The organism is Rhizobium sp. No.120 (assembly GCF_054558365.1).
In genome coordinates this window covers 280,717-302,332 of sequence record NZ_BAAJNQ010000006.1, presented here as the reverse complement: position 1 = coordinate 302,332, position 21,616 = coordinate 280,717, and the positions used below count along the sequence as shown (strand labels likewise).

The following is a 21,616-nucleotide window of genomic DNA, read 5'->3' as shown; positions in this document are numbered from 1 at the left end:
CAAACTGATCATGGATGAAGTCCAGCGACTAGCGCGCTCTGGACTTCACCTCAGCAAATTGGGCGCGCGTACTGACAGCACGCCATCTAGCTTTCCACTTTCGAGCGGAAAGTCCGTTATCGCGATGAGCCGTTGATGCGTTTGATCCCCGCGGCGCTGTATCTCGCCCGAGGAGGGCTAACCTTTGCTGATATTCGGGAGGTCTTCCCGCCAGCGAAAGCCATTGCGGATCATGAACTGGATGTTGCTCAACATTCGACGATGATCCGCGTACCGCATGCTGTGCGAAAGTGGAAGGAACGGCCCGCAGTGCGCGGCGACAGACAAGGTGAGACCCTGCGTCAAACAGGACGAGACTCGGCGGCTGGGGTGTGACGAAGAGAGGGCGGAGCCTGGCTAGTCGAATGTTCGATGCCGGCGATTATTCAGTCCGGGACAGGTCCGAGGCCGGCTGCTCTTCGATCGGTAGTGTGAAGATAAAAACCGCACCATGTGGTTCGTGGTTCTCCACCCATAATCTGCCGCCATGCGATGTAATGATGGATCTGCAGATCGCCAGCCCCATCCCCATGCCATGCCCCTTTGTGGTATAGAATGGCTCGAATATTTTCGACGGGACCTCGACACCCGGACCCGAGTCGCTGATAGCTATCTGAATTGAATTATCAACGCGGCTGATCCGAACCCCGAGTTTTCTGGTATCGGAGTTCGGGGTGATTGCCTCCATACCATTCCTCATCAGGTTGATTATAGCCTGCTGTATCTGAATTCTATCGAGCTGTAGAGCCGGTAGCTCACGATCAATCTCAACCTCCAACCCTATGCGGTGCCGCAGGAGTTCTTCGGCAAGGAGATCGCGGGCTTCGCCAACAATGCGGCCGATATCGCTAGGCTGCCGCGCATCAACCGACTGAGCAAACAAGGCACGGATACGACTGATAATATTCGTCGCCGCGTTCCCGCTTCGGATTATGCGTTGCAGCGCCTGCAGCGCTCGATCCAGGTTTGGTGGATCAAGCAAAAGCCATTGTTTGCAAGCGTCCGAGCTGGACAGCAAGGCGGCCAGCGGCTGGGCAACTTCATGTGCGATAGATGCGGATAGCTCCGCCAGATTTGCAGCTTGGCTTGCTTTGGCTAAAGCTTCGTGCGCGAGCCGTAGCTCTTCTTGCGCGAGGACCTGATCATTGACATCAAATGAGACCGCGTACCATTCCACGATCGCTCCACTCGCTTCTCTTATCGGCTCTGCGCGACTGTCCATCCATCGAAAGACACCATCCGCGCCGCGCACCCGATAGCGTATTGCAATTCGATCACCCCGTTCTGCGCCCTGACGAAGTGCTGACGTCAACCTCGCTGCGTCATCGGGATGTACCGCGCTTCGCATAGCTGTCAAGGTTGCCTCGGGGTGCTCGATGTACTGGTCATCCAGCGCAAAGTAATCCAGTGTGGCTTTGCTGAGGAACGTCGGCTTCCCCTGGCCAGTAAGGCGCATGATGTGCACCGGGACCATATTCACAAGTTGTGAAAGCTCTTGTTCGCGGACGCGCAGGGCGGCTTCGGTTTGCTTGTAGACGGTGACGTCAATCGACATCCCGTACCATCCGGTAATTCGGCCCTCGCGATCCCGTGTGGGCCTCATCGCAACGCGGTGCCAGCCATATTCGCCTGTGGAGACCCTCCTCAGTCGATATTCGTTGTTCCAGTGTTCGCCTGTCCCCAAACTATGGCGGAGAGAGGCCGCTACCCTTTCGTATTCATCGGGGTGAAATATCTCTTTCCACCCCAGATCGCCACCTTCGAGGAAATCCTGATCGGTGAGTTGTCGGTTCATCTCCTGAAGGGTCTGGCCGATTGTCGTTTGAGCGTTGGGCGTTGCGTAAGTGAAGCGACCTGTTGTGTCCATAGCCCAACCGGTCCCGAATATTGTTTCGAGCACGAGTGCGATTCGCGCAGCTTCAGCTGTTTCGCCGATCGCGTTTGTAATGGACCAAGGTAGGTGTTGGGCTGAGATTTTGGCAGGCGTGTCATCGGCGATCTTATAGCCCGGCTCGGCTCGGAGCTCGGTCCAAGTATAACTGCCATCGGGTTGAAGACGACGATATCGTACGATTTGCGGGAAGCCACTCCAAAAGGCGCGGGACGACGCGTGGCTTGTTACGTCTCTATCCTCGGGGTGAACCAAGCTCAAAAACTGCGCGGTTAGGCCGAGTGTATCCTGCTCGCCAATGAACGTCGCGCCACTATTGCGAGGAGTAGTTGTTTCTGTGGAGCGGTTGAAGTCGAGAATTAAAAGGCACCCCAAAGCCACGGCGAGAAATGTCGTCCACGTGACTAAGGTAGGCCGGATTCCAACGGGATCGAACAATGCTGCGGCCGAGGTCAGCACCAATGCAAAGGCCAGTATCCAGCACGTAATAAGCCGAACGTCCCGTTCGAAGCGGTTTGCCAACCCCACAATTGGCAACAAAAGCCCAATTGGGTTGGAAGTGAGCCAGGACAGGACGCCGCCGGCAGCGGAAAGCGCGACCAAAATGGCCAAGCTTGAGAAGGCAATTTTCTTTGTCATCGCGTCGTCATCCGTCATGATTTCCGCGATTTTGTCCATAGCAATAATTGGTGGTCAGATGCTCATTTATCTTCGCCGCAGCAAACCCACTCGCTCGCGGTCAGGAGAGTTCGCTGTGTGTCTCAGCTCACTACACCATGACCACTCGGAGGCGATGAAGCAATTGCCCATCGCTGAACGATATGATGCGACGGCTCACGGATCGGGAGGGACGAACGTGAGAAGAATGACCGCGACAACAAGAGCTAGCGACCCCCAGATCGGTGCATCTTGGTTAGTCTGATAGAGGGCAGTGCCGAGCACCGGGCCGATCGCGGATCCCAATCCGCGCGCCGCCATGTTGATCCCTCCGATTTTTCCCTGCGCCCCTTGACCACCAATGAGACTTATCGCGCCTAAGACCGCCGGTGCTAGGAAACCGACAGCGAAGCCAATAACGGTCATCGACACACACATCGCCAATATGTCGCGGGCAAATAGTAACATTGCCAAGCCGACGAAAATCCCAGCACTGCCAGCGCGCAGCATCACGCGAGGGTTCTTGAGGTTGTCCCGCAGAGCAATCAAAACCTGCGCGAGACAAACGGCTACGACGCCGACGGTAAGCACAAGGCCGGTTTGAGTAGCGGCGGTGCCTCCGTCCATTCCGAAACGGTCCATGAGCCGAAGTGCGAATATCGGTGGCACGGTTGTATAGCAGGTGAAGCCAAAGAGGGTTATCGCGAGATAAGGCCAAATCTTGGCGAGAGGTATTGTCGTTTCCTCCCGAGGAAGCGCGGGACGCGAACGAGAGTGTGGCAAGTACGCCAGCACGATCAGGAACGCAAGAATACCGAATGCTGAGATTGTCGCGAAGCCTGAGACTACCCCAAGCCGACCCGTGAGCCATAATAATGCTGAGCCGCTAAGGGTCCCAAAGCTGATAGCGGCGCTTAGACCGCCCATGCCGCGAACCCGTTGCGAAGGCTGAGTGAAATCCGCCACGTAGCCTTGTGCTACTGGGATCAGAGCCGCCCCGAATACTGCTTGAATCAAGCGAGCAGCTCCAAGCACAGTCGCCGAGACGGCAGCGGACAGCACCACGAACTGGCCGGTGACGATCCACATTATCGCTGGTCCTAAGGCAACCATCGGAACCGCCCAAAGCATCAGCTTCCGACGACTCCATAGTTCTGAGGCATAGCCCCATCCCGGTGCTGCGATGACCCCAACGAATGCCCCGAGGCCAAGGATCAGCCCGACTTCGACGTCACTCAATCCTAGCTGCCGCCCGGCAACCCCAAGTCCTCCGGTCATAAAGCCGTTGGCGGAGGTGTATACGATGACTCCGGATAACGCTGCCGCCAATTCGCGGTTAGATCGAGGTTTAGTTGGTTCCAGCTTGGAGAATTCGGTTGTGGCCATGACTTCCAGATCGAATAATGAGTCCAGTTCTTATACGATAGATTATTCGCAATCCAATATGCGACCTGGCTAGGCTCTCGTTCTTCATTTTGGCGTTTCCGGAGGGGGCCGTGCTACAGCCTGCATTGCTATGTGGCTTTTGCACCGACGACGTCACTACGTTCCCGCGAACCAGGTTAGCCGGAGAGAGCAGGTCCTCCAGAGTCTCGCACAAAGCCTCCACATTCGTCTCTCTACGAAGTCAGTCACCCCTGGCAAAAGGTTATGATTCTCATGTCCTCCCCATGCAAAGACGGTCGTCGAGTACGGCTTCTCGGATCTTGGTTTGGATCTGATTGGCCGCGGTAGATAAGCGAGGCAAACAAGCCTGATTTCGCAAGCCGTACTCGCGATATCACTAATGTAGCAAGCATTCCGCTAGTCAACCGCGGGGGCTACGAGAGCTTAATTCCTGGGGCGGCAACCAAAATCGATCTATGGATTTGCATGTGCGGTTGCTTGTCGCCTAAGTGCCTTTTGATGCACCACCAGAGACTTCAAGACTTGCACCCGTAGTAAAGCTGGAGGCTGGAGAGGCGAGGAAGCATATCGCTGCGGCAACCTCTTTTGGCAAACCCATCCGACCTAAAGGAATCTGGCGTTTGTGAGCCAAATCTTTAAGCCATGCCTCCTGGCTTTGCCGCTTATCTTGGCGTTCGGCAAAGCGTCGCTCCCATTGGCCGCTATTGACGGAATCCACCAGAACTGAATTGACCCTCACAGTTGGAGCGAACTCGAAGCTCATTGACTTCGCTAGGTTTAGAACGCTCGCCCGCGCTGCTGATGTGCAAACCATGTGCGCAGCAGGTTGACGGGCTAGTATTGCATTCACGATGACGATTGAAGCGCGGTCGCTTTGTTGCAGCATCGGCAGAAGGGCGCGGGTGGGGCGTACGATCGAATATAGCTTCAGGCGAATTTCCTCGTCCCACTCCGCGTCTGTTGTCGTCTCGAACGTGCTGTAGCGGCCCTGACCCGCATTGTTGATCAGAATATCCAAACCGCCGAAACGTGCGCGAACTTCGGCAGCTAGGGCGGTCGTCTGAAGTTCATCCGTTACATCGCACTGGATCGCCACTAGGTTGTCGCCAATATCGATGCCAGAATCTTCCAGATCCGAAATCGCCCTCTTGAGCTTCTCCCAATTGCGTGAACAGGTGACGACTTTCGCACCCTCAGCGAGCAGCATGCGAACGGTCGCGAGCCCAATACCAGAGGAGCCGCCTGTGACCACCGCAACCCGATTTTCCAACCGAAGATCCATCTTCCATCCTCCCGCGTGACGCACCAATACATGCGCTAGTCTACCCGAAGGCTCTGCTCTATCGCGTAGCATTGATCCCAGATAAATGTGTCGAACGCTGCCAGCTTGTCCTTCCATTTTGGCGTCATCGTAGCAACGCACTGACTAGCGACTCGCGCCGTGTAGTCACTGACGAGCGCCCAAGAGTTCGCAGGCTCGGCTCCATTAAGCTCCGAGCCGTAGGCTTGGCTGTGCAAGGCCGTTGACGTCGCTGCCTTGATATCGTCGTCGAACTCGATCTGAAGCTTTACGTCCTCATGAGTGCCGATGCGGCTCACATGACCGCCAACCAGCTTTTCAAACGGATGGTGGTCGAGTTCTCGGACTTGCTCAAAATATCCCGGAATGTCCTGCGCAACACCAAAACGGCGGAACGGCATCCAGCCAGGGAAGACGATATCGACAAACATCAGAACCTTTTGGGCAGGCGCATATATCATGATGTTGCCGGGTTCGTGACCATTGCCGGGGTAAGATAGCTCGAGTATCTGCGATCCGAGTTTAAGCGTATATCGATCTTCGAAGGTTATCGTGGGTATCGGGCGTTGAGGGTCGGCATCGCGCGTCAGTAAGCGTTTTGTCTCACTGTGAGCGATGATCACGCTTATGGGTCCGAGACTCCCCGCGCCGCCAATGTGGTCGGCATGCGAGTGGCTGTAAATGAGATGCGTAATGGGTTTGTCGGTAATCTCGCTAACGGCCTGCCTCAGTTTGCCCGCATAAGACGGCGGTGCGTCGACTACCACAACACCATGATCATAGACCATGAACATTGATTGGTAGGCGTTGTCCGTGACCATGTAGAGACCGTTTCCGAGGCTTTCGATCCGATAGCCCTTCTTTCGGTCGATCTCCGGCCCCCGAGCCGAAGGCGGTATTTTCATGAATGCCAGTGGCATGACCCCAATCGGAGCGATCTCAGACGTTTCGTTGGACTTGGTCGTCTGCTCGGCTGCGGCACACTGTGCACGTAGCGGCCAGGCTGTCAGGACCGCTGCCACCAAAGCAGCGGTGCAAACACCTTTGAATCTATTGGATTTCTGGGATTTCATTAAATGATCCTCGTTGCTTGCTGCCATTCGCCAACGAACGTGAGGTCCGTATCATTATGGGGCGCTCGCTTTGTTCTAAAGACCCAAAAATAGCTAAAAGATTTGGCCCATCCTGCGACGCGCGGAAATAGGAACCACTACGTCTAGCTTCACTGTCGCCATGCTGAGCCGCGGGCGTAACAACTCACCAGCACGCGCGGGGATATCCTGGAATGTCCGCGCGTGCTTTCTAGTTTTAGGGGAGGGTTTACGTTCCTACTTCTTAGGAAGCCATTCGAAATGATCGCTCTGCGAAACGATCCAGCCCACTCCGGGGTAGGGAAAGTGCGGCGCGAAAATAAGTTGATGATCTGCTGCAAGCTGAGTGAGTACTTCTCGCCGGCTTGTCCGTCCGATCGCGCGATCACTATCGTACCCCATGCCCCAGTCGGGCTTCGCAAGGGAGACGATGGAGCTATGAACCGTGTCGCCCACGTCGAGCAAAGTCTCACCCTTGGACGATATCATGTATCCGACGTGACCAGGTGTGTGCCCCGGTATGCGGACCGACTTGATGCCCATGGCCACATCCTCTCCAGGGATGAAGGTGCTTACCTGCGGAGCAATCACTCTGGTGAGTTCAGCCATTTCGGGCTGCTGTTGAAGCCATTTCCAGTCCGGCCCCGAGATCTTTATCACGGCATGCTTGAACGCGGATTGCTTCTCTCGAGTGATTAGACCACCTATGTGATCGCTATGCACGTGGGTAATCAATACCGTCGTCACTTCGTCCGGCTTGACGCCGGCAAGGCTGAGGCTGCTGGCGAGTGCTCCGGGTATCGCCGGACCTAGCCCCGTATCAATCACAATAGCTTCGCTACCCCTCCGCGCGAGAAGGGCATCGACGGATAGTTCGATGGCCTCGGTCTTTTGTCCTGCCTTCGTGAGAACCTCGGCCACTGCCTTTGGCCCGACGTCAGCGCCAAACACGGAACCGTCGTTCGGTACGACGTTTACCGCGTCTCTCAGTGACGTCATGCGAAAATCACCGAGCGTGAAAGTCTCGGCACCCGGCTGCGCTGGCTGGGGACCCATATCTGCCGCAGAGACCTGCACGGCAGCGAGGCACGCGATCAGAGTTGAGATGCACAGGGATTTCATGTCTTTCTCCTTGCGAATGGACTATCAAGATCCACTACACGGTTCTCAGACGCGACAGATTTGCACCAGTCCAACTTGTGTATAGTTCACGCATCGTGCTGAAAGGCAGATATATGTGGTGGGAGCGACGCCGGGATTGTTCTGAGGCTTCATAACTGGCGTGTGACGACGCCGATTTTTCGCATCCAGCAGCTTCAAGAATTGGCAGGCTAGGGGCGCATCTTGTCCCGCCGGCGCTCGTTCCTAAAGCCAATGCGCATGATTGGGCACGCTTTGCCGAGTTTCTGCAGTTGGGCGGAAAATGGACGGCGAACAGCTTTTGCCCGACGGGTTCGTCGATTACATGCGAACGCCTTTTCCGGCCTCTGACGATGGCCACGGCCCAGAATATGGTCGGGGCCAGCTTTGGTTGGCGAAGGGTCTTCAATCTGGCTTACCATCCGATGCTTTCATGCTGAACGGTCACCTACGCCAGACAATCACCATTATCCCGTTACGCAAGCTGGTGATCCTCCGCATGGGGGTGACGCGAGAAGACGTTGGCTTCAGCAATGCGCCGCTGTTGCGGGCTATCGTAGCCGCGGAGCGTTGATTTAGTCGGCTGGACCCAGCTCAGATCATTCCGCTCGCATCATCCCTGTCATTGTGGACTTGAAGCGATCAAACAATGACCTCACGCCAAGACATGTGGTAAGCGCAAGCGAAGCCATAACAGGAGTATGAGAGTGACCGACCCGAGCGTAGCAGATGCAATCAACCGAATTTATGAATCGCTTCAGGCGGACAATGCCGACATTGATTTGCATATCGCGAATCTCAAGGCAGCCCTGGCGCGGGCGGGCTTGAAGGAGGCCGAGTTCGATCCGACCAGGCTCGCGCACAACAATCGTTCTGGCAGGAAACTTATGCAGGCTTACTTTCGGCAGCGCGGTGTGGCGGTGAAATTCACCACGCCGTGACGCGAGGCGGTCTTGGCGGCCATGATCAGATTTCTGTTTTGCGGTCTGGGCTGACTGTTAACCGGGAGCCTTTCGGCACTATTTTGGGGCTGGGGGAAATTTCCCGCCGAGGACCGCTGGTCTCTGTTTTGGCGGCGTCCATTTAGGGCCGGATGAATGCTTTGTCGAACTGGTTTGGCCCGGCCCAGCAACGCGTCTCCAGCCATTCATGGTCATGCATTGTTGCATGAATTGATCCTCTCGAATGGCGTTGCCAAGAGCATTACCGATTGCCGCCCCCGTCACGTAGCTGGTGCTGCCAAAGGCAATGTAACCTTGGTCGACGCTACCCGCCATCATCTGGCACCGAGCCTGCGTCATCTCCATGTTCGGAGGATTTGGAATGATCGGCTCGTATTTGTAATTCGTTACGCAAGATGACAGACCGGTTGCCATGGCGGCAGCCAGCAAATATTTGAAATTCATTATATTTCCCCCAATACGCTGATGAAATTCTATTCACGCTAAGCGACAAGCGTCAATGATAAAATTCGCGCTCCGATTTAATTTTCGAGGCGTACCACTTCATCAAAGTAAAAATCCAAGAGGCATGAGGGCACGCAATGGATAACCGGTCACCAGGGGGCGATCGGACGCCGCCGCGAGTACTCGGCACGTGCATCCAGATCGAGAATCAGCCGATATTTGTCTCGCAGTCGCTCGAAGCTGAGCCTTTCGCGAGGTTCTGGGGCCGCAGGTTTCGATTTTAGATACTGTCCCAGGACTCCCAATAGAAAGTCGGGAGGGCTGAGGAAAGGATTGGGCTTCGAAAGAAGTTTGATCAACGTGTCCTTTGGGCGTCGATTGTTGGTACGCTTGAGATCGGCTGCCACCTCACTGATGCGTTCAGTGATTGCTGTCTGGGAGACCTTGCTGTTTTGCTCTACTAGAACGGCAGCGTACTGGCTTTCGGCGGCCATCAGGCGTCGCGGTATCATTGCCGAAAGCAATCGCAGGTATGCCGCTTGGTAATTTTTCGGGCCATCGTATTCGCAAAACGCGACATAGCCTTCGAACGGCATTGTCGCCAGCTCTTTGATGTAGGCGAGTTGGAGGTCTTTGGTCGCGTCAGTGAAATGAAGACCTCGTGCGAGCATTGCATTACGGTTGCCATCTCCCCAAAGGTCATTGAGCGCATTCGATAGGACTCGCCCCGTCTCCTCGGCTACTCGATCCATTTGCTGGCTGACCACGATGCAGAGAGCGAGATACCTCTGCCCATCTCTGGAAAACTCTGCCTCATCTATGACCAGGACGAAAGGTGCGCGATGCATCCCTCGAGGTGCGAAGCTTGGTTTCATATCGGCGGCAGTGAGAATTTCGCACCATTCCTGCTTTATGACGGACGAGAGCTTGGGTTCGTGATGGCCAACGAATTTAACCAAGCCGTCGAGCCGATTGACCTCTTGCTGAACAACGGTGGAATCATTGATCCCCTGTCGCTGCAAATGCTGCGCCAGTCCAAACTTTCGCGCAAAGTATAGCTCCTGTCTCAGCCTTCGCTTTTGTGCTCTGGGAACATGCGGCTGATCAGGATCGCTGATGCTCAGGCCAGTAACGTAGTGTGCCTGGCCGTGAACGGATAGCCCTGTCTTCTCGTCTGCGAGTTTGAAACCATTGTTCGAAACGATTTGGGTTATCAATTTGAGGTCCGGAAGCGCTTCTTTGCCAGAGATACTGATATCGTCTGAATAGCGGGTGTACACTGCGCTTGAACGCTGGGCCAATTGCTCGAGTGCCTGATCAAGGCCAAGCGCGATGGCATTTGAAATTGTCGGGCTTGTCGGGAGACCCATTGCCAGAGCGTCAGAGATCGTCACGAACCGGGCGAGAAGCGCTGCTATGTCCGGGGCGATGCCAAGCTGTTCGAAAATGCCGGCAATCCGGCTTCGCGAAATTGAAGGAAAGAAGTTCTGGAGATCGAGCGATAGGAGATACCTGTTGCCGCAGTGGACGGCAGCATTTTCACGGATATTACGTCCTGGTCGATATCCGAACGAGGATCCGTGTGGGTAGCCATCAAGTTTGTGGCGAAAGAAGCTGTCGAGTCTTCGTCCGAGTGCCTTGTAGATGGCCTTGGCAAGCACAGGTTCCAAAACCGTCCTATGACCACGTTTCGCGTTTCTTTTAGGAATATCGTGCCGGAGAAATGCAGGAATACTTAGCTTCGATATCTCGTCCGGTGGTGACAGTGGCATCAGCCAAGCTGGAGGAGGTGGCTCGAAGTTGAGTACTTGCTCGAACAGGACCTCGTCGATCGAGAGTGCCACAAGCAGGGAACTCCTGCTGGTGATGCGGGTGAAGTCGTAGTTGAAGCTCATTGGGCGACCGATTGAAAAGGGCGATGCGAAAACACGAAGCAAGTGGTTCCGAATTGGCAGACGCGACTCGCGCCTCAAACCTTGAAGTCGCATCGCCCCCAAAGACCATAATAATTTTACGGTTGGTTGCAATAGGGACCCTACAATACACTTTCACATTGAAGAGGATGTTATGATTGAGAAGATCCAAGGAATCGAGCGCAACGAGCGGGACTTGTCTGATGCTCACGCTCAGTGAACGTTGTTGGGATGTAGTTGACACTTGAGGATTCGCCTTTGCAATCTACCAGCGAAATGGCCCAAAAATGGGACAGGGTTCACTCCAAATGACCTCTTAGTCATTGTTATATAGAGAGAAATATCAATCTTCGGATTGGCCAAAGAAGCGGCCAAAGAGCCGGTAAACCATGACAGTTCGCGATGATGGTGAAAGCATCGGTCTTTTCGAACCGTTCCGAGTTTCTGTAGGTGCCAGGACGCGCCCCAAGTTGAACGTGTTTCAAGAGTCCGCGAATACGCCTAAAGCGGCTAAAAGAAGCAGGCCTTTAGTTTTTGCTCACTTCTATCTGATAGCGCCACGTTGTTTGGAGAAGAAATATGGCTAGCCAGTACGACGCTATTTTCAAAACCATAATGAGCGATCCCAAAAGCGCTTTCGTGGAGGCCATTACCTCGATCTCCGGGGGGCAGGCTCTTCCGAATGACGCAGGTTGGTTTACTGGTCGAACCGTGGATTACTTTTCGAAAGTAAATGACAAGCTCTACGTACACATCGAAATCCAGACTAAGGTCGATGATACGATGCATTGGCGGATGGTGAACTATTACACGCTCTTGAACCACAAGGTTCATCAGTGGGAGCGAGACGACATCACCATTAAGCAATTCGTCATCCACATCGGTCCGGAAACCAATACGATGCGGGAAACTCACCCGAACTTTGGCGCGCCATACCAATATCGCTCGGTGAATCTGAAGCTCCACCCGTCCGAGCGATTGGACAGGTCAGCTTTCCTCGGAGACCGCATACTTGGACTCTTGTTGAGTGGTAAAGGTAAAGATGCTTGGGAAGAGCTCACGCGAGCAGTTTGTGTTATGCAGAATGAGCCGCGAAGGATGGAATCGCTATTTTACTTGCTTCAGCTTTCTGGCCTTAGAGGAATGCGAAAGATGGTCGAAAACATAATTGACGAAATGGGCATGTACGAGGCTCTGCAACAAACTCCGTTGACTGCCAGAGCAGCTGAGCATGCTTCGGTGGGGACTATTGCCGATCTCATTTCAGACTATTACGTTGACGAAGGGTTTGCGGCGCTAAGCGACGAAGAGCGCAATATCCTTACAGACATGCGCTTGGCAAAAATTAAAGTACTGCACAAAGCTATAACGCGGCAAGGTGCGCCTCGCGCATCGATTGTTGCTGGGGCCATCCTGCAAGACGATGGGAACAGGCCAAAAATCTAGAGGGGTTATCAATTCGATCCTCTTTTCGGTATCTACGCGAAGTGGCGCGTTGTGAGCAGCCGGCAAGGATGAAGGTGGAGATTCCCTTATCCGTTGCAACGCGAGTCAAAGACAGGGTTGACCGCTACCTGATCGCCTGCCCACAATTTGAAATTACATCGGCAGTGATGGGGTCCATACTTCGAATGGATTCGACGATATGCGTATCGGCACTCTGCGCTTCCTCATAACCCTCAAGTAAAACCTATTGTTCGGGAAATATGACGAATACAATACCAGATAGCCATGACTGTTACTCACCCTTTGCGAGTGTCGATCTTTACGATACCCGTTCTGTAATGTCGCAAACGTGTTCAAGGAATGGCGAGAGGGTTTCATGAATCGCGTCTCGAAACCCTCTCAGCTTCATCGAACTCAAAGTCAAAATGGTCAACAGGCGAGAACTACTTCCCTTCGATCTTCTGATGTTTGATTGAGGGAACCTTCACTTCAGGAATTTCGATGTAGTAGAAGCCGGGGCACTTTCCGTCTTTTTCCTCTGGGCAGGTTACCTCGATTTTGTCGATCACAAGTTCCTCGCATGTCTTTCGTCTGGCTTCATCCCGAATGTTGTCCGTCGCGCCGGCCTTCAGCTCGCGGAAGTACAACGCGACCATCGATCTGTGCTCGGCAACATCCTCCTCGTCACCGCCTGCCACGTCAGTCTTCTTGCCCAGGTCGTCTAGCGGATAGTGCAAGTAGATCGCGATTGGTCGGCTTGTTCTGTGGCCAATATTTTTCAATTGCGCCTTGAAGGAGCACATTGGCGTACAGGTGCCGCCACCGCAGTCGCCCTCGATCGAAGAAGTTACAAGGGAGAGTTGATGGGTTGCAGAGTCTGCGAATGACGCTTGCGCGGAGAATAGCAACAACATTGTTGCGTACGGAACGCTGCGGATTATTCGATAATACTTTGCGGTAGACATTATTGCCTCCATGAGCGAAGTGGTGTAGTTGTAATTCCACCATTAATTGCATCGTGATTTCTCAAGGGCGGATGCGAAAATGTCAAGGTCTAGTCGATTTACTATCCCCTTTTGGGCGCTTTCCTTCGCACTGATCGCGACAGCATCTTATGCGGCCTGTGACGATGTGAAACCACTCGCAGCGTTCAACAAGCGACCGATTTCAGTCCGAAATGACACGCTATTGTTTTCCGTAAGCCAGCTCGCCATCGACATCGACGGCTCCTCTTCCGCCTATGGGGTTCGCGACCAAGGCGTAGAGAACGTCTGCAACGGTCTCTCTGCGCTCAAGCCTCAGAAATGCAAAGGAAAGGCCGCTGCGAAGGCATGCTATCAACCATGCCGGTCAGCCTTCAAATCGTGGTACGACAGCGGCCATGAGCTGGCAAAGATGAAGAACTACATGGCTTCCACAGGCCTGGGTGGTGCCGGTGGCTCGCCGCCGGTTCTCGTTCTTCAGGGTGGAAATCGTGGCGACTGGTTCACAAGCGAAACCTCGACCAAGCTCCAGATTGGAGACAGTCCTCTGAAATGGGTCGATATCGGAAAGCAAGCGGCGCAAGTGGATCCGCTGGCGGTGCCTTATTTCGTCATTCCGGGCAAGTTCCGGAATATCGCATGGGACGCGACACCGGGTGATTTTGGTGTCATCGTCGCACCGCATACGAAGCGTTCAGTCCGCTTCCTCGTCGGTGACACCGGCGGCAATCTGGACGAGGCCTCCGCGCTTCTTGTCGCGAAGCTGGCGGGTCTCGACAAACCGCCTGTTACGACAGAGAAGTCCGCCTTGGGTGAAGATGTCGAAAGGTTCGCGTCACCCAAGATCGGGACAAGCGACTTGCGGGTTGCAATCTTCCGTCACAGCGGGAAGTACAAGGGGAGCTTGGGAGCATTCAAGGTGCTAGACCAACCATCGGCTGGCCACTTTGTCGATTGGATCGACGCAGAGGCTGGAACCCTGCTCGACAAGTTCGGAGGCGTGGACAAAGTAGTCGAGTGTACGTCTGCAATGTAGTGCACGTTGGGCGCACTGGTTCCATGATGAAATCTCGCCTAGTATCCAATGTTTGCCGTACGAGGCACAGAAACTCAAAGCCGCGATGGTTCTGAGCGAGGCGAACAAGGGGTCGATACCTTTAGAGATTGCCAAGGATTCGGTTGATCGCTACTACAACGCCGATTCAGACGTGATTTCCCGGCGGCCGGCTCCCGAAGCTTCGAACCCGGTGATCAAGAAGACAGATGCTGCGCAAGCTGTCGTGTGCGGGATCATGGGATTGAGAAGCGGACATGTGAAATCTCATGGGAAGCAAACAGCAGCGAATTGTCGGGAGGCACAAACGGAGAGGCGAGTATGGCAAGCTGAGAGCTGCGGTATTAGTTGGTCGCTCCGACAGGAGATTGGACTTCTTCCTGGTGAAGGAACCGAGAATACTACCGGCATGCGGGAGAAGAGCTGGAAAGACTTCATCGGCAATCCTCATTGTGTCTACTGCTGTAAAGGCGCTTTTCGTTCGGGAGCAGTCTATCGGCTCAAGCACTCTCCTACTTGCTGCTTGTGGAAATGAAGAAGCGACCCTCGCAAGCCGTAGAAGACGTTCTAGCCGGCGCGCCGCCGTCGGCGAAGTGGTTCGTTGTCCGTTTCTGACCATTCCTATTTCGTGATGGATACATTCGAAAGGGAAATGCCCAGATTGGAGATCGTTGTCTGAAACTGGTCGACACAGCCGGCCTTTGCGCCGGAGACATCGAGAACTTTTTTATACTTGTCCAAATAGGCGACATAGATCGCCGGTGCGTCTCTTTCGGTAAAGTACTTCTGTAGCGTGTCCCAAAGCCTCCGACACAAGGAACCAGGCGTGCGTCCGGTGGGAAACTTATCTTGGTCGAGCGATATGAGATCGCTCAAAATCAATTTGTTGGCATCGGTATTCAATACGTTCTCGAACGGCACGGCCGCCGCCGAAGCGCCCACGGTCGCCTTCTGCAGGACGTTGTTGGTGTCGAGGTTCTTGAACTTACCGTTCTCGATCTGCCCGACGAGAGACGGGTCAGTTTCGAGTTTCACGGTGACGACCATGCCGTTGCCCATTTTCTCGCCGTTGTTCATCTTCGCGCCGAGATTTTTTGGCCCATTCACCGCGAAGTCGACCCGATTGGGGCTCGAGCTATTCAGGGCGATGAAGGACATCGTTGTGTCTGAGGATAAGGACGCCTTGTCCGATGAATTGATGAGAGACTCCATCGCTTGCAGTGGAACCTTCAGCAGCGGGCTCATTTCGACGGCCGGTTGAACAAGATTGAACTTCATGAGGCTTACTTGGTCGCTGAACATGTTGTACCTTGCCGTATCCAGGGCGACGGTTTTATTGTCTTGGATCTGCAGGCTAACCTGAAGACTGTTGTTATTGTTCGTGACCGGGAAATGGTCCAACAGCCGCCCGCTGAACGACATCTCGCTCGTGATGGTGGATTCGACCGTAAAGAAGAGGAAGTTCTTATTCTTCCAAGTGAACGAAGATATTGCCTTCTTCGCGATCTCTTGGCCGCCGTTCCTTACGACTAGTGTAACGACATAGTTGCCGTCCTCTCCTCCGAACGCATTGGTCACCGCCTGGCGGAGGAAGTGCTCGAAACTCAGCTTTGCGCTTTTCTTGTGTGCGCTCATGAGGATCGAATATTCGATCCGTCCGTAGACCATGTTCGCCAGCACGTCCGAAGTCGGGTAATCCTTCGGTTGCGGCACAACGAGATCAACCGTGTCTTTGGCCGAAGCACTCTCTGCCGCGGTACATACCATCGCGGCAATAGTTATAGCTATATGTACAGCCTTCATATTACCTCGTGTGGTTCAATTTTCGAACGAGTGATTGCTATACGAACCCGCACCCGCCGCCGCACAGTTCCTCGAATTTCATTTCAAAGCGGCCTCAACGGGACGGCCGCGGATCGTGCCGACAGAAAGGGCGACGGCTCCGCGCCGCAGCATGACATCTGCCTGATAGATTCCCGGAAATCCGTCGGGAGAGTTGGCACCATTGGACCTCAGCGTGCGTAGAAAGCCGAAGATGAGCAGGTTCGTCTGATTGTCCGAAAATGCTCGAGGGTTTGCGGCGACCGTCGCCTTCCATCTTCTAGCGTTGGCCGCAGCCTCCTTGGCGTTATACAGCGTGGTGTCCTTCTGGCTCCGCTTTCTGATCGGCTTGACGACGCTTTCGCACGACATCGTCCAATCCGCGATAAAGTTGACAATTTCGCGGTTGGACGCGAACCGCGAACGGAAATGCCGGACGTGAGGCACCCAAAGGCCCTGCCGTCCCGCATTGTAAGTTAGCAGGTCGAAGAAGCTAGTCGTCGTCTCCCTCAGGTTTCCCGAATCTCCTCCAATGTCGGAGGTATCCAGCTGCCACTTTCTGGCATAGGAATATGCCATACGGAGCTTCGGCTCGATGAGCCCATCCTGCACGGCTCGGATGGCCGGCTGATCAAGCCACGTCGACATTTGTTCGCGGACTGACTTCCGAACGCCCCTGATTAAGGGGTCTCCGGGGACTCCGGAGGTCCACTTCGCGACTATCGCCGCCGCCGCGACCTTGTCGACTCCGACTCGACGCTGGTAGTTCTTCAGTGTCTCGAGATCGTTCCGCAATGGCTGTGGTGCAAGTGCGATGTCACTATCTTTCAGAGCAGCAACGAAGTCGGTAATTAGGCTCCCTGTGCCCCAATTCCATTGTAGATACCCGATAGAGATCGTATCGAGCTTGCTGATATTTGAGTATGCGCCGCCGCCGCCAGCTTCGAAGAAGCCGACAGCCTTTCGCGCCGTACTCGCAAGGTCGTCGGGAATTGGTTGCATATCGTCTGCGGAAGAAGTCGCCTGTAAGACGGGGCCTGGTATGAGAGGTAGACGATGGCCATTTTTGTCGAGGCCTGGGCAGCTTGGCATTTTCGGTCGTGCATGGACTTGTGTGGCGAGGAGCAAGCCAAGCGTTGTCGCAACAATCACCTTTCTGAAATACATCTTATCCTCCACCAAGCAATTGGCGTAAATCAATCTTAGGTTTTGAGAATTGTCAACGTTTTATCCTCTATATTTCGGTATTGATAAGTTCAGTGGGATCTTTTGCTTAGTCTCAAACTTGCGGTGAGAGGCAACTTGCAGTGCTGATTGCGATCGAGCGTTATGGTGAGACCTAGTGGATTGGGGCCCTGTCGACCTGCCCTTCCTGCCATCGTTTTGATGGTGCCGCAGAGCGCGGGTATTGCGATATCGAGATCGTCTCGCGCAGAGGAGAGCTGTCAAGTCGAGTGCGTTGCAGCCGAACTGTAAGAAAAGAAGACCGCCATTAAAGCCCAGGTGGAACCGCCTCTTGGCGGGCTGCCGAATTGCCGAAATGCATCCGCAACTTATCGCCTGCCAGTCACCTAGAACCCTGAAAGCATGGAGGAGGAAAGATTTAAGGGAATATTTTGATGAAACATGGGAATTTGGGAAGGTTGATCGGGACATCGCCACCGGGCGACAGTCGTCAATGACAAAATTCGCGTTCTGATTCAACTATCGGGGATGTGCTGCTCTCATCCGAGTTGACGATATGGATTTTGAAATTTGCTCTCCAAATCCCGAGCACTCAACCCTGCACTCCTCATAACATCATCAAGAAGCCGATTGTTCTCTTTTTGTTCTTATGGTATTCAGAACAAATCTGAAGAGCTGAGGCTGGTACCATGTCCAGGCTATTTGCAGTTGCTCGTACGATCGAGGAGATCGCTGAGCATTTCCAGGTCGATATGTCTTCGCCCATGTCCGTCCCGGGCGAGACGGTCGAGGGATCACCAGGCCTGATCGTCGTCGAAAAGGACGGCCTTCGACTGTTGAAGTCTGTGTCGTGGGGTTTTCCCCGGCACACGCGGGAGATGCAGTATAGCGGTGAACCACCAGGACGCATTGGTCTGGTCGCCGATCTGACCAATCCCTTATGGGACCGGATCGTCGTCGACCCCCGCTACCGTTGCCTCATCCCAATAACCCATTTTGCCAATCCGGACGGGGTGAAGGGACGCAAAACAAGGGCCTGGTTCTCAAACACGAAGGAGCCGTTGATCGCCTGGGCCGGGTTCTGTCGGAATACACAGGAATTCGGTCCGGTGTTCGCAGGGATGACAATGACCGCCAACGAACTTGTTCGACCGTTCAACGACCGAATGCCGGTTTTGCTCAAGAAATCTGAATGGGAACTCTGGCTCCATGGAAGCATAAAGGACGTCATCGCATTTCAGTTCAGAGAGCCAATCCCATCGGACGAGTTCGATGTGCTCCAAACCCGCGATCTGTGGCGCAGTGGCATGCCTCCACGGCAGAAATCTTTCCTCAGTCGCGAGGCCATGCCAATCTAGGTCTACCTGACGCCACTATCGAACAGAGCTGGCTGCGATATTACGATAGCTTCACGAACGCTTCCGCGTTTTGCTGTGTATGCGCAAAATGGCTTCCGCCTCTTCTGCCGTGGGAAGGGGACGCTCAAGTCGGAGTCTGTGAAAAGCGCCGCAATTTGGATCGGGGCATCCGCATGATATTACATCCACATGGTAACGTTGGGTGCCGCTTCGCTTTTGCAATGCGTTCATGCGTTCGGCGCTTTTGATCGTATCGATTATCGCACCTCGGCTTAGGAACTTGCTTGACATTGAATGCGCTCGTTTGGGGCGTGAGGAAGAGGTACTGGAGATACAGGGTTCCTTCAGTACCATAAACTGTTTGGGAGAGAAATCTCGCGCTTTGGTTTAAATGTCGTATTGTCAAAGCCATAGACCGTATCCGAGCGACGCAATACGCCTCAATTGAAATTTCGCCGACGGCCGGAAACGATCCTGATTTGATCGAAAGGAACGCTGCAGCATGTGCAATCTGTATACTGTTCGGAAGTCAGCTGAAGAAGTCGCCCGCTATTTTGGTGTAGCCAACCCGGTCAAATCGAATGCTCCGGAGGAAGTATATCCCGGCACACCTGGTGTTGCTGTCGTTGAGCAAGACGGTGTTCGGGAAATGCGGTCGATGACGTGGGGCTTTCCCTTGCGTCTCAAAACGATGAAGCCTGAAGCGAAACCGATCCCGGTGAACAACATCGCGGAACTGACGAAACCGATGTGGGTCGGTGTTGCTCGTAAACCCCAATGGCGTTGCCTGATACCTGTCACGCATTTCGCAGAGCCGGAAGGACCGAAGGGAAAGAAGACCAGGACCTGGTTCAGCCTTTCCAATGAACCGATCTTCGCGTGGGGTGGGCTTTGGCGTATCTCTGATGAATGGGGGCCGGTATATTCCGGAGCCATGACGGCGGCGAACGCGGCAGTGTCGCCAGTTCACGACCGGATGCCTGTAATCTTACATCGGGACGATTACGAACGGTGGATGAAAGGTAGCCTCGACGACCTACTTGCCCTCCAGCAACGCGTCTATCCGCCTGAATTGATGCAGATGGAGCAGACAAGCGATCTTTGGGTAAAGAAGAAGGCATCGGGGCCTGAGGACGCCGTGCTGCTGTAGCCGGTCCATTGCGGGCATGGAACCTTTTCTGTACCTTCAGATTACATGAGCACCTTTTCGTATCAAATCCTCTCCCATGACGAACACAATACGCACGAAGTGAGGTTAATCGTTGATGGCTTAGACTGGATCGGAAACGACCATTTGGGTCTCGATCCCCCCGACCTTGTTCGCCAGCTTACCGAAGGACATGAAGGTCGCCTTATCATAGGCATCTGCAATTGTGGCTGTATGGGATGCGATGATCTCATCGTCGACGTAAGGAGGACGGCCACGTCCGTGGAATGGTCAGGTCGCGACCGAATGACTGTCGTTTTCGGCGTGGAATATTATGACCATCAGATCGGTATTCTGATCCAGGATCACAGTTGGGAGTCACCGGGTAGGACTGTAGAGCGCCACCTTAACGTGATGTTCTCTGGCAAGGTTATGGATGACGGATACGGATTTGATTGGAGTTCCACACGGATCAAGCCCGGATTTATCATCATGAGCTTCACCAAAGGCTCGCAACAAAGACTGCTGGAGTTCCCATGGAACGGAGAATCCGTTGCCAGCGCACTAACACGTGGTAGAGAATTCTTACGGGAGCGCTTTGACGGGTAACGTTCACCGACCGTTATTAGCGTATCTTGCCACCTCGATCACAGCGCGTTCTGCTGAAGGGACGCTTCGTTCCCCATCGTAGCAACCAACACTCATTCTCCTGCAAGTTTGTGCACGGCTGCGACAAGTTCCGGTTCGAAGCCGACGGCAAAGGTATAGCAGCGCTTTCGGTTGAACTTCGTGCAAGACGCACTCATCGAACTCATGACGCCAACTGCTTCCAGACCTTGAGGTCCTTGGCGGAGCAACGCGCCACCCGACGCACCATGGCCGGAGGAACAATCTGTGCGAATGCCACTGGCGGCGACGCCATCAATATTGTCGATTGCACGTATCCTACAATCAGTGAGAATTCGCTCGTTCCAATCGTCGGGAAGAAAGTTGTCCTGGCGAATAGTGGCCATTGTGATCTTTTCGCCCGCAGAAACAGGCTTTGAAGGCATATGATACGGCTCGAACTCGGTTACTGGTTCGGATAGTCGCATCACGACCCAATCAAAGCGGTCCGTCAGCGAACGTTGCACGGCATCGGGATAGAGGAAAGATCGAACATCAACCTTGTGCCATTTCGACCCTTTGCCGTCGCTCACCTCAAAGCCACAACGCGTAATCGACATCCGACCAGCGTAGCCGCCCATGCTCGCTTCGGGAAAAAGAACATGTCTTGCGGTGACGACAATATTGGACTTGAAAATAAGGAAGGCGCTAGCCTCGCCAAAGGGGCACATGATCCGGCCCGACGCACCGAACTTCTTGCGGGCCTCATCCGGCGACATGCTGTGTAATTTGGCATACTCATCGATTGGGTGCCGATTATCGCCGCCAATGGCTCCTGCTTTGGCGTAAGAAGATCCGAGGATCAATACAAGTATGATTGCGAATAGTTGCGGCAGCTGCCGAGCAACGATTGAGAGCGACCCCATTGATAAACGTGACATGTCTGGCTTTTCCTCCCGCTTCTGTTTGGACCGCGACGCCAAAACCATTCTTCGGATATCCCGCCCGCTAGATCTTCTTGATACAACTAGACCGGGCGCAGGTCCAGCCATCGCACAACGCAGTTAAGGGCACGCTCCCGAACAAAAAACTATCGCCGTGATCCGTGTAAGGGCGTAAAGGCCAAAAATATTCTGCACCAATGCTTGGCGGTATCCGCAGACTACCGATTT

18 protein-coding genes are annotated in these 21,616 nt (G+C 54.1%); 7 read left to right on the top strand and 11 right to left on the bottom strand.

All coding sequences use genetic code 11. The features are described from left to right. Nucleotides 1-421 precede the first annotated feature (421 nt). The 5 genes from ACYJRZ_RS19490 to ACYJRZ_RS19470 form a co-directional block, all read right to left on the bottom strand. Nucleotides 422-2,587, bottom strand: coding sequence for a PAS domain-containing protein (locus tag ACYJRZ_RS19490; protein ID WP_459461658.1), 2,166 nt, complete (start codon nt 2,585-2,587; stop codon nt 422-424). A gap of 177 nt (nt 2,588-2,764) precedes the next feature. Continuing rightward, a complete protein-coding gene (locus ACYJRZ_RS19485) occupies nt 2,765-3,973 on the bottom strand; it encodes an MFS transporter (RefSeq protein ID WP_152096697.1) in 1,209 nt (402 codons plus the stop codon). Nucleotides 3,974-4,478: 505 nt separating this feature from the next. Continuing rightward, nucleotides 4,479-5,276 carry an SDR family oxidoreductase gene (locus ACYJRZ_RS19480; protein ID WP_113407261.1) on the bottom strand — a complete coding sequence of 266 codons (798 nt, stop codon included), beginning with the start codon at nt 5,274-5,276 and terminating at the stop codon, nt 4,479-4,481. A 35-nt stretch (nt 5,277-5,311) separates the two neighbouring features. Continuing rightward, a complete protein-coding gene (locus ACYJRZ_RS19475; protein WP_152096698.1) occupies nt 5,312-6,367 on the bottom strand; it encodes an MBL fold metallo-hydrolase in 1,056 nt (351 codons plus the stop codon). 255 nt (nt 6,368-6,622) lie between these two features. Next, entirely contained in the window at nt 6,623-7,507 is an 885-nt protein-coding gene (locus ACYJRZ_RS19470; protein ID WP_152096699.1) for an MBL fold metallo-hydrolase, read from the bottom strand. Between the two features lie 301 nt (nt 7,508-7,808). Between ACYJRZ_RS19470 and ACYJRZ_RS19465 the strand changes: the two genes are divergently transcribed. Both ACYJRZ_RS19465 and ACYJRZ_RS19460 read left to right on the top strand, forming a co-directional pair. After that, nucleotides 7,809-8,099: a hypothetical protein gene (locus tag ACYJRZ_RS19465; RefSeq protein WP_152096700.1), complete on the top strand. Its 291-nt coding sequence runs from the start codon at nt 7,809-7,811 to the stop codon at nt 8,097-8,099. 133 nt (nt 8,100-8,232) lie between these two features. After that, a complete protein-coding gene (locus tag ACYJRZ_RS19460; RefSeq protein ID WP_233788796.1) occupies nt 8,233-8,466 on the top strand; it encodes a hypothetical protein in 234 nt (77 codons plus the stop codon). Between the two features lie 78 nt (nt 8,467-8,544). Here ACYJRZ_RS19460 and ACYJRZ_RS19455 read toward each other — a convergent pair whose 3' ends face one another. Both ACYJRZ_RS19455 and ACYJRZ_RS19450 read right to left on the bottom strand, forming a co-directional pair. Then, on the bottom strand, nt 8,545-8,931 hold the full coding sequence (locus tag ACYJRZ_RS19455) for a hypothetical protein (RefSeq protein ID WP_095436684.1): 387 nt from the start codon (nt 8,929-8,931) through the stop codon (nt 8,545-8,547). Between the two features lie 149 nt (nt 8,932-9,080). Next, on the bottom strand, nt 9,081-10,826 hold the full coding sequence (locus ACYJRZ_RS19450; protein WP_459461654.1) for a reverse transcriptase family protein: 1,746 nt from the start codon (nt 10,824-10,826) through the stop codon (nt 9,081-9,083). A gap of 597 nt (nt 10,827-11,423) precedes the next feature. On the opposite strand from ACYJRZ_RS19450, the gene ACYJRZ_RS19445 reads away from it, so the two are divergent. Further along, entirely contained in the window at nt 11,424-12,290 is an 867-nt protein-coding gene (locus ACYJRZ_RS19445; protein WP_459461652.1) for an RpnC/YadD family protein, read from the top strand. A 443-nt stretch (nt 12,291-12,733) separates the two neighbouring features. Here the strand turns inward: ACYJRZ_RS19445 and ACYJRZ_RS19440 are convergent, their stop codons facing one another. Continuing rightward, nucleotides 12,734-13,255 carry a hypothetical protein gene (locus tag ACYJRZ_RS19440; protein ID WP_459461650.1) on the bottom strand — a complete coding sequence of 174 codons (522 nt, stop codon included), beginning with the start codon at nt 13,253-13,255 and terminating at the stop codon, nt 12,734-12,736. A gap of 79 nt (nt 13,256-13,334) precedes the next feature. Between ACYJRZ_RS19440 and ACYJRZ_RS19435 the strand changes: the two genes are divergently transcribed. Then, a complete protein-coding gene (locus tag ACYJRZ_RS19435; protein WP_459461648.1) occupies nt 13,335-14,309 on the top strand; it encodes a hypothetical protein in 975 nt (324 codons plus the stop codon). 639 nt (nt 14,310-14,948) lie between these two features. On the opposite strand, the gene ACYJRZ_RS19430 is transcribed toward ACYJRZ_RS19435, so the two are convergent. Beyond that, nucleotides 14,949-16,130 (bottom strand): hypothetical protein, encoded by a 1,182-nt coding sequence (locus ACYJRZ_RS19430; protein WP_459461646.1) that lies wholly within the window; start codon nt 16,128-16,130, stop codon nt 14,949-14,951. A gap of 78 nt (nt 16,131-16,208) precedes the next feature. Beyond that, complete coding sequence (locus ACYJRZ_RS19425) at nt 16,209-17,150, bottom strand: hypothetical protein (RefSeq protein WP_459461644.1); 942 nt, start codon at nt 17,148-17,150, stop codon at nt 16,209-16,211. Nucleotides 17,151-18,022: 872 nt separating this feature from the next. Between ACYJRZ_RS19425 and ACYJRZ_RS19420 the strand changes: the two genes are divergently transcribed. The 3 genes from ACYJRZ_RS19420 (at nt 18,023) to ACYJRZ_RS19410 (ending at nt 20,447) form a co-directional block, all read left to right on the top strand. Beyond that, complete coding sequence (locus tag ACYJRZ_RS19420) at nt 18,023-18,691, top strand: SOS response-associated peptidase family protein (RefSeq protein ID WP_459461642.1); 669 nt, start codon at nt 18,023-18,025, stop codon at nt 18,689-18,691. Between the two features lie 502 nt (nt 18,692-19,193). Further along, entirely contained in the window at nt 19,194-19,841 is a 648-nt protein-coding gene (locus ACYJRZ_RS19415; protein ID WP_459461640.1) for an SOS response-associated peptidase, read from the top strand. Nucleotides 19,842-19,886: 45 nt separating this feature from the next. Continuing rightward, nucleotides 19,887-20,447 (top strand): hypothetical protein, encoded by a 561-nt coding sequence (locus tag ACYJRZ_RS19410; protein WP_459461638.1) that lies wholly within the window; start codon nt 19,887-19,889, stop codon nt 20,445-20,447. 92 nt (nt 20,448-20,539) lie between these two features. On the opposite strand, the gene ACYJRZ_RS19405 is transcribed toward ACYJRZ_RS19410, so the two are convergent. Beyond that, a complete protein-coding gene (locus ACYJRZ_RS19405) occupies nt 20,540-21,385 on the bottom strand; it encodes a trypsin-like serine peptidase (RefSeq protein ID WP_459461636.1) in 846 nt (281 codons plus the stop codon). Between the last annotated feature and the right edge of the window lie 231 nt (nt 21,386-21,616).

Excerpts from the sequence above, each read along its gene's own strand:
- ACYJRZ_RS19490 (WP_459461658.1), bottom strand. The coding sequence starts at position 2,587 with ATGACGGATGACGACGCGATGACAAAGAAAATTGCCTTCTCAAGCTTG.
- ACYJRZ_RS19485 (WP_152096697.1), bottom strand. The coding sequence starts at position 3,973 with ATGGCCACAACCGAATTCTCCAAGCTGGAACCAACTAAACCTCGATCT.
- ACYJRZ_RS19480 (WP_113407261.1), bottom strand. The coding sequence starts at position 5,276 with ATGGATCTTCGGTTGGAAAATCGGGTTGCGGTGGTCACAGGCGGCTCC.
- ACYJRZ_RS19475 (WP_152096698.1), bottom strand. The coding sequence starts at position 6,367 with ATGAAATCCCAGAAATCCAATAGATTCAAAGGTGTTTGCACCGCTGCT.
- ACYJRZ_RS19470 (WP_152096699.1), bottom strand. The coding sequence starts at position 7,507 with ATGAAATCCCTGTGCATCTCAACTCTGATCGCGTGCCTCGCTGCCGTG.
- ACYJRZ_RS19465 (WP_152096700.1), top strand. The coding sequence starts at position 7,809 with ATGGACGGCGAACAGCTTTTGCCCGACGGGTTCGTCGATTACATGCGA.
- ACYJRZ_RS19455 (WP_095436684.1), bottom strand. The coding sequence starts at position 8,931 with ATGAATTTCAAATATTTGCTGGCTGCCGCCATGGCAACCGGTCTGTCA.
- ACYJRZ_RS19450 (WP_459461654.1), bottom strand. The coding sequence starts at position 10,826 with ATGAGCTTCAACTACGACTTCACCCGCATCACCAGCAGGAGTTCCCTG.
- ACYJRZ_RS19445 (WP_459461652.1), top strand. The coding sequence starts at position 11,424 with ATGGCTAGCCAGTACGACGCTATTTTCAAAACCATAATGAGCGATCCC.
- ACYJRZ_RS19440 (WP_459461650.1), bottom strand. The coding sequence starts at position 13,255 with ATGTCTACCGCAAAGTATTATCGAATAATCCGCAGCGTTCCGTACGCA.
- ACYJRZ_RS19435 (WP_459461648.1), top strand. The coding sequence starts at position 13,335 with ATGTCAAGGTCTAGTCGATTTACTATCCCCTTTTGGGCGCTTTCCTTC.
- ACYJRZ_RS19430 (WP_459461646.1), bottom strand. The coding sequence starts at position 16,130 with ATGAAGGCTGTACATATAGCTATAACTATTGCCGCGATGGTATGTACC.
- ACYJRZ_RS19425 (WP_459461644.1), bottom strand. The coding sequence starts at position 17,150 with ATGCAACCAATTCCCGACGACCTTGCGAGTACGGCGCGAAAGGCTGTC.
- ACYJRZ_RS19420 (WP_459461642.1), top strand. The coding sequence starts at position 18,023 with ATGTCCAGGCTATTTGCAGTTGCTCGTACGATCGAGGAGATCGCTGAG.
- ACYJRZ_RS19415 (WP_459461640.1), top strand. The coding sequence starts at position 19,194 with ATGTGCAATCTGTATACTGTTCGGAAGTCAGCTGAAGAAGTCGCCCGC.
- ACYJRZ_RS19410 (WP_459461638.1), top strand. The coding sequence starts at position 19,887 with ATGAGCACCTTTTCGTATCAAATCCTCTCCCATGACGAACACAATACG.
- ACYJRZ_RS19405 (WP_459461636.1), bottom strand. The coding sequence starts at position 21,385 with ATGTCACGTTTATCAATGGGGTCGCTCTCAATCGTTGCTCGGCAGCTG.